The organism is Ornithinibacter sp. (genome assembly GCF_035443565.1).
Taxonomy (GTDB): domain Bacteria; phylum Actinomycetota; class Actinomycetes; order Actinomycetales; family Dermatophilaceae; genus Fodinibacter.
This window is the reverse complement of record NZ_DAORSO010000278.1, coordinates 1-1949: the sequence shown is the minus strand read 5'-3', so window position 1 is coordinate 1949 and position 1949 is coordinate 1. Positions and strand designations below refer to the sequence as shown.

General features: G+C 68.8%; 2 protein-coding genes. One reads left to right on the top strand and one right to left on the bottom strand.

Annotation, left to right across the window (positions count from 1 at the left end):
* Window positions 1-392: 392 nt before the first annotated feature.
* Window positions 393-1022, top strand: coding sequence for a tyrosine-type recombinase/integrase (locus tag PLL68_RS14435; protein WP_324535270.1), 630 nt, complete (start codon window positions 393-395; stop codon window positions 1020-1022).
* 33 nt (window positions 1023-1055) lie between these two features.
* On the opposite strand, the gene PLL68_RS14430 is transcribed toward PLL68_RS14435, so the two are convergent.
* On the bottom strand, window positions 1056-1766 hold the full coding sequence (locus PLL68_RS14430) for a UPF0158 family protein (RefSeq protein ID WP_324535268.1): 711 nt from the start codon (window positions 1764-1766) through the stop codon (window positions 1056-1058).
* Window positions 1767-1949: the final 183 nt, after the last annotated feature.

The following is a 1949-nucleotide window of genomic DNA, read 5'->3' as shown; positions in this document are numbered from 1 at the left end:
ACGCCGCAGCATAGATGACGAACGGCGCGGAGACGCGCCTACCTCTTCTGCCGCGCTTGGTGCGATTTGTTGACCCTCAGGGTTGGCCGGGCGGACGCTGCGGGATGGCTACTTCACAGATCCTGATTCCCGTCGTTCTACCTCACGTGTCGGATCGTCTTCGGCACGCTGTCGCGGCCTACCTGGCCCGATTCAAGGGGCAATCCCGAGTGCACACCGAGTCGGACCTGCGCTGCTTCGTCACCTGGTGCGAGGAACGCGGCCTGGACCCCTTGGCCGCCCAACGAGCCCATGTCGAGCTGTACGTGCGGTGGATGCAAGAAGTGCGCCGGTACAAGCCATCCACGATCAGCCGACGCGTTGCAGTCGTGGCTGGGTTCTACCGGACCTGCGTGATCGACGACGTCCTGGTGCACTCCCCAGCGGAGTACGTGCGCCGGCCCAACGTCCCGCCTGAGTCCCCCACGCTGGGGCTGACCCATCTGCAGTTCGAGGCCATGCTCGCCACCGCCCGCACGTCATCGAACATCTACGACTTCGCGTTGGTGGCGATGCTGGGTCTGCTCGGGCTGCGGATCTTCGAGGCCTGCGGCGCGAACGTCGAGGACCTCGGCGAGGAGCACGGCCACCGCGTGCTCAAGGTGCGCGGCAAGGGCGGCAAGGTCGTGCTGACCCCGCTCCCGCCGGCGGTGTCCCGGGCCATCGAGCGGGCCGTCGCCGACCGGGGCTCCGGGCCGATCCTGCGCACCCGCAACGGCACACGGATGGACCGGCACTGCGCCACACGCCGTCTGCACCGTCTGGCCGAGGCCGGCGGTGTGCACGCCGCACGGATGCATCCGCACATGCTGCGGCACACCTTCGTGACCACCATGCTCGACGCCGGGGTCGACCTGCGCGACGTGCAGATCGCTGCCCGGCACGCTGACCCGCGCACCACCATGCGATACGACCGGGCGCGCAAGAACCTGGATCGCCACCCCAACTACATCCTCGCCGCCTACATGGCCTCAGGCACGTGACCCGAACAACCCAGCAGCGCACGGCTGGAGCAGTCAGGGGCGTAGCGCTCTGGTGGGGGTGTACCCCTGCGCAGCGAGCCAGGCTCGGGCGCGGCCGCCGAGACGGTCCTCGCTGAGGGTGTACCAGCGTTCCGCGGCGGCCGGGTCGTCGGCGATCACGTCCTTGAAGCGGCGGAACGCGCCGCGCCCAGCAATCGCAATGCTCAGGCGGTCGGCCAAGGTGCGGTCATCGACCGTGTCGATGAACAGCTCCATGTCGCGGTACCCCTCACGCGAACCCTGCGCGTCCACCCACAACCAGGGCGAGTCGTCCTCGTCATCGTCTTCCTCCTCGTCGTCATCGGTGAAGTCGTTGAAGACGGAGTGGGGCCACACCTCCCCGTTTCGCAGGTTGATCCGGCCGCCTCCGCGTGCGGGGTCGCCCTCCAAGACCGAGGCCAGCTCCTCCAGGTCCACGGGCACTGGCCGAAGCATCGGCGTCGGGCCGTCGCCGCCCGCGGCGCTCAACGCGGCGGCCAGTTCGACGTCGCCCTCCCAGTCGCGCTGCCCCAGAGCCGCAACGCACCGCCGTGCCAACACGGATGCCTCGCTCGCGCCGCTGGCGACAGCGACCAGGACGGCATCGCCGACCAACTGCAAGGCTTCCTTCGGCCATGGGCCCGACGTCAACAGCTCCATCAAGGCCGGGGTGTCTGCGCGGGCGGTGGCTCCACGCAGCAGCGTCCGGTACTCCCCAAGCGACACCCCGTCATTGTGCTACCACCGACCACCCAATAGCCGGCCTGTCTCGGGGAGGCTGCCGTCACGACACCATGGCAGTGGAGATCGTGCGGCGAACAACCAACCTCAGCAACTCGGGCCCCAGCACGGTCGGCGGCAGATCCGGTTGTTATCCGCTCCCGCGTTGGCGGTCGAACCGGGGATAGG